This is a genomic window from Polaromonas sp., assembly GCF_041689105.1.
Lineage (GTDB): Bacteria > Pseudomonadota > Gammaproteobacteria > Burkholderiales > Burkholderiaceae_C > Polaromonas.
Genome location: NZ_JBDNGU010000118.1, coordinates 1 through 4625 on the forward strand (window position 1 = coordinate 1; position 4625 = coordinate 4625).

Annotated in this window: 8 protein-coding genes; all 8 read left to right on the forward strand. The window is 56.9% G+C overall.

Translation table 11 applies throughout. From position 1 onward, the window contains the following. A partial coding sequence (locus tag ACESMT_RS13255) for a Gp49 family protein (RefSeq protein WP_372827068.1) occupies positions 1 to 241 on the forward strand: 241 nt, incomplete at its 5' end. A gap of 12 nt (positions 242 to 253) precedes the next feature. Next, positions 254 to 1195: a hypothetical protein gene (locus tag ACESMT_RS13260; RefSeq protein ID WP_372827069.1), complete on the forward strand. Its 942-nt coding sequence runs from the start codon at positions 254 to 256 to the stop codon at positions 1193 to 1195. 57 nt (positions 1196 to 1252) lie between these two features. Beyond that, positions 1253 to 1783 (forward strand): hypothetical protein, encoded by a 531-nt coding sequence (locus ACESMT_RS13265; RefSeq protein WP_372827070.1) that lies wholly within the window; start codon positions 1253 to 1255, stop codon positions 1781 to 1783. A gap of 39 nt (positions 1784 to 1822) precedes the next feature. Further along, a complete protein-coding gene (locus ACESMT_RS13270) occupies positions 1823 to 2416 on the forward strand; it encodes a hypothetical protein (RefSeq protein ID WP_372827071.1) in 594 nt (197 codons plus the stop codon). Positions 2417 to 2429: 13 nt separating this feature from the next. After that, positions 2430 to 3344: a hypothetical protein gene (locus ACESMT_RS13275; RefSeq protein WP_372827072.1), complete on the forward strand. Its 915-nt coding sequence runs from the start codon at positions 2430 to 2432 to the stop codon at positions 3342 to 3344. A gap of 164 nt (positions 3345 to 3508) precedes the next feature. Then, positions 3509 to 3772, forward strand: coding sequence for a hypothetical protein (locus ACESMT_RS13280; RefSeq protein ID WP_372827073.1), 264 nt, complete (start codon positions 3509 to 3511; stop codon positions 3770 to 3772). 60 nt (positions 3773 to 3832) lie between these two features. Then, complete coding sequence (locus tag ACESMT_RS13285; protein ID WP_372827074.1) at positions 3833 to 4246, forward strand: hypothetical protein; 414 nt, start codon at positions 3833 to 3835, stop codon at positions 4244 to 4246. A gap of 24 nt (positions 4247 to 4270) precedes the next feature. Further along, on the forward strand, positions 4271 to 4513 hold the full coding sequence (locus ACESMT_RS13290; protein WP_372827075.1) for a hypothetical protein: 243 nt from the start codon (positions 4271 to 4273) through the stop codon (positions 4511 to 4513). Positions 4514 to 4625 lie beyond the last annotated feature (112 nt).

Genomic DNA, 4625 nt, shown 5'->3' on the forward strand with positions numbered 1-4625 from the left:
GGAGAAGCCAGCCGTAGACAACTCCGACTTGGCTCCGCTTGGTCTGCTGACTTTCTGCGTCCTTGTCCTGCGCAACGGATTCACCGTGACCGGCGAGAGCGCCTGTGCATCGCCCGAAAACTTTGATCCCGAAATAGGCCGAAAAATCGCACGAGCCAACGCTGTGCAAAAGATTTGGCCCCTCATGGGTTACGAGTTGAGGTCCAAACTTGCCGAACAACGCTCAAACCAATCAAGCTGAAAGGAGCTGAAAATGCCAACAATGAAAGAAGACGACGGCGGTCCCGATAACGAAGAGCTGATCATCGTTGAAGAAAAGCCGGTCACAACAGACGATGGCGATGACGAACGACTGGTAAGCAATGAGGACGACGACGGCGCTGGGGGCGACTCCAACGACCAAGAGCGCGAGGCCATCCGTGAGCGCCGCCGCTTGGAGAAAGTTGACCGCAAAAAGCGCCGCGATGATGCCATCAGCCGGGACAAGCTCGAGCTGGACTTCCTGCGCAAGCGCAACGATGACCTGGAGCGCCGCATGGGCAGCGTTGAGCAGCGCTCGCACCAAGCCGACCTCGGGCAGCTTGACGCCCAGATCGCCCAGGCCCGCAACGAGGCCGAAATGGCTGAGCGTGTTATCTCCAAGGCTGTAGCCGCAGGCAATGGCGACGACGTTACGCAGGCGATGCGCTACCGCGACCAAGCCTTGCAAAAAGCGCAGCAGTTGGCGTTTTCGAAGCAGCAGGCAGCACAGCAGCGGCAGTTGCCAAAGAACCAAGGCATGGACGACATGACCTTGCACTACGCCAAGGAGTTCATCAGCGAGAACAAGTGGTACGACCCGCAAGGCCGAGACGAAAACTCAGCGATTGTTCTGGCCATCGACCAGACCCTCCACCGCGAGGGGTTGCGTCCCGACACCGAGGAGTATTGGGACGAGCTGCGTGACCGTGCAGCGCGGCGCATCCCGGAGAAGTTTGGCGCTGCCGAAAAGCCAGCCCAGTCGCTTCGCACGCCGCGCGGTGGCCCAGCCGTTGGCTCTGGCCGCGAGCACGCACCGACCTCCACCCGCAACGAGGTGTACATCAGCCCCGAGCGCAAGCAGGCGTTAATTGACGCTGGCGTTTGGGATGACCCGCTTTTGCGTCAAAAATACGTCAAACGGTATTCCGAGTACGACAGAGCAAAACGCTCTTGATTGTTTTAAAACAGATTCAGACCTATAATTTCACCCAATTGCTGAAAGGAGCAATAAATGTCCGATGAACGCTTAAAAAAATCCGCTGGTGACAACCGTGAAAGCCGTGCGATGGTAGATCGTGCTGCAACAGAATCACGCGCTCTGTCCGATGATGAGCGGGTTGAAATGTTCCGGCAGCAGTTTCACCAGTCCTCACTTCCGGACTTGCCAAAACTTGATAGCTGGCACACGTGCTGGCTGACCACGACAAACTCACGCGACTCAATCCACATGCGCATGCGTCTGGGTTATGAGCCACTGAAGCCAGAGGATGTTCCTGGCTGGGACTACGTCACCATTAAAACGGGTGATTGGGTCGGCTTTATTGGCGTGAACGAGATGCTTGCTTTCAAGCTGCCCATGAGCCTGTACGAAAAGTACATGCAGGAAGCCCACCACGACGCGCCAATGCGCGAAGAGGAAAAGCTCACTGACACGGCTGATTTCATGGAGCAGCAAGCTCGAGCATCAAAGTCGCGGATCGACAAGGGTGATGGCATGTCCGAGTTTGGGCAAAACAGGAAAGCTCATTTCGAGCTGACTTGAAGCTAGGTCCAATTCAACCATCCCTCAAGGAGAACGCAAATGTCATCGACAAGCGCACCTTTTGGCTTTCTTGCCTCTTACCACAACAGTGGTCAGATGCGCCCGAAGGCCTACACTGTAGCAAGCACCTACGCCGCCAACATTTTCTCGGGTGACCCCGTGAAGCTGACCGACGCCGGCGTGGTTCAACTGGGTTCGTCTGACGGCACCCGAGCTGGCACCACCGACGGCATTACCCTCCTGGGTATTTTCGCCGGCTGCCAGTACACCGACGTTTTGGGCAAGCCCACCGTCAGCCCCTTCTGGCCCTCTGGAACCACGGCGACGGACATCATCGCTTGGGTTCTGGACGATCCAGAAACGCTGTTCGAGGTGCAGTACAACAACCCCTCCGCTGGCACCACCGTTCAAACGGCTGTTGGCGAAGAGTGCGATTGGACTGTTGCCTCGCCCGGTGGCTCGACCCGCACGGGCCTGAGCAATACCAACCTCACCGCCATTCAAGCAACTTCTGGCCAGTTCCAGATCACCGGCTTCTCTGGCAACATCAATGACTCGCTGACCGACGCTTATGTTGTGGCCACCGTTCGTATCAACGAACACGCCTACAAAGCAGCCGTCAACAGCATCTAAGGAGGGCTGAAAAATGGCAACCCCAATGCGTAGTACGGACTTCCGTTCCGTAGTTGAGCCGATTCTGAACGAAGTGTTCGACGGTGTTTATGAGCAGCGCGCTGACGAATGGAAACAAGTTTTCCGCGAGCAAAAAGGCATCCCACGCAATTACCACGAAGAGCCCGTCCTGTACGGTTTCGGTGCTGCGCCTGAGCTGCCTGACGGCATGGCAGTGACTTACCAGTCCGGTGGCGTCCTGTTCCTGCAGCGCTACCTTTACAAGGTGTACGGCTTGGCCTTCGCTTTGACCAAAGTTCTGGTTGAAGACGGCGACCACATCCGTATCGGCCAGACCTACGCCAAGCACCTGGCGCAGTCCCTGATCGAGACCAAAGAGACCCTGGCTGCCAACATCCTGAACCGCGCCTTCAACGGTGCGTATGTCGGCGGTGATGGCGTCTCGCTGATCTCCACGGCCCACCCAATCGTCAACGGCACGTTCAGCAACCAGCTGTCCACCGCCGCTGCTTTGTCGCAGACCTCCTTGGAGCAGATGCTCATCCAGATTCGCAACGCTGTTGATAACAACGGCAAGCGCATCCGCTTGACACCCAAGAAGATCGTGGCCGGCCCGTCTAACGTGTTCCAGGCAGAGACCCTGCTCAAGAGCGTGTTGCGTTCCGGTACCGCCGACAACGACATCAACCCTGTGAAGTCGATGGGCTTGCTGGCCGATGGCCAAGCCAACCTTTCGCGAATCACATCGACCACCGCCTGGTGGATTCAGACCGACGCCCCCGAAGGTCTGAAGCTGTTGATGCGTCGCGGCTTGGAGAAATCCATGGAGGGCGACTTCGAAACCGACAGCATGCGCTACAAGGCCACGGAGCGTTACGTTCTGGGCTGGACTGACCCACGCGGTTTATTCGGAACATCCGGAGTTTAAGTTTTACGCGGGGCGATACAATTGCCCTGCCTAAGATGCCAAACGAAGCCTCCGCTTAATGCGGGGGCTTTTCTGGGCACCTTTATCAAGCGCTGCAGACAGCCAAGCCCTGGCTGACGACATGCAGACGGCGGCGCTTTTAACTCGCATGTGAGGAAATCACCATGGCATCGACTACTTTTTCCGGCCCAGTCACTTCGAACAACGGTTTTATTGGCACAGTCACTGGCACAGTCACTGGCAGCGTCGAGACGGCTGCCTTCGTTGGCCTGACCCCAGTAGCCACCGCCGCTTTGCCGCCTGCCGCTGCGGCCAACCTTGGCCAAGTGCGCCTGGTCAACGACAACGGCGTCGGTAACGACGAGTACTGCTTGGTCATCAGCACGGGCGCCGCCTGGGTGACCGCTGTTGGAGCGGCTCTGAGCTAAACCCTTCTGGGATAACAACGCGGGGGCTTTGACCCCTGTTTTTTAAATCAGGAGATCACCATGGCTGACGCAGTAACTTCACAAACCATTCTTGACGGTGAGCGCCTGTTCACCGGCAAGTTCACGAACATCTCGGACGGTACCGGCGAGGCTGGCGCGCTCAAGATTGACGTCTCCACGCTGGCCCCCAGCGCCTCGGGCAACGCCTGCAACGGGGTCAAGATCAACAAACTCTGGGTACAAACCCAGGGCATGGGGGTTGACATATTGTGGGACGCTACGACGGATTTGCTTTGCGAGACTATTCCTGAAAATCAGTTCTATCACATGTGCTACGACATGTTTGGCGGGCTGCCCAACAACGCGGGCGCTGGCGTGACCGGCGATGTGCTGTTCGCGACGGTGGGGGCCGCTGCTGGCGACCGCTACACGATCGTGATTGAGGGCATCAAGACCTATGCTGTTCCGACGTAATCCCGAAAGAAAAAGGATGGTGTCATGGAACTGATGGTCTGGAACATCGTCTTAAGTGCGGTAATAACGATCATGGGCTTTTTGCTTAAAAGTAAGTTTGACGAGATCTCGCGTCTCGGAATCCTGATCAACCGCACGCGGGAAGAGGTCGCACGAGACCACATTACACGCTTAGAGTTCAGAGCGGATATGCAGCAGCTGATGGACAGGTTCGATCGGCTGGAGAGAAAGATTGATTGTCTTAACGGCCGCCAAGGCCACGATTAACCGGAGAAACACCATGGGCTGCACATACGTTAAAGAGTTTGATTTCAACAAAAAAACTGCCGGCGAGAAATTCTCGATGGGCGGCACGGTCAAGGGTTACGCCGAGGGCGGA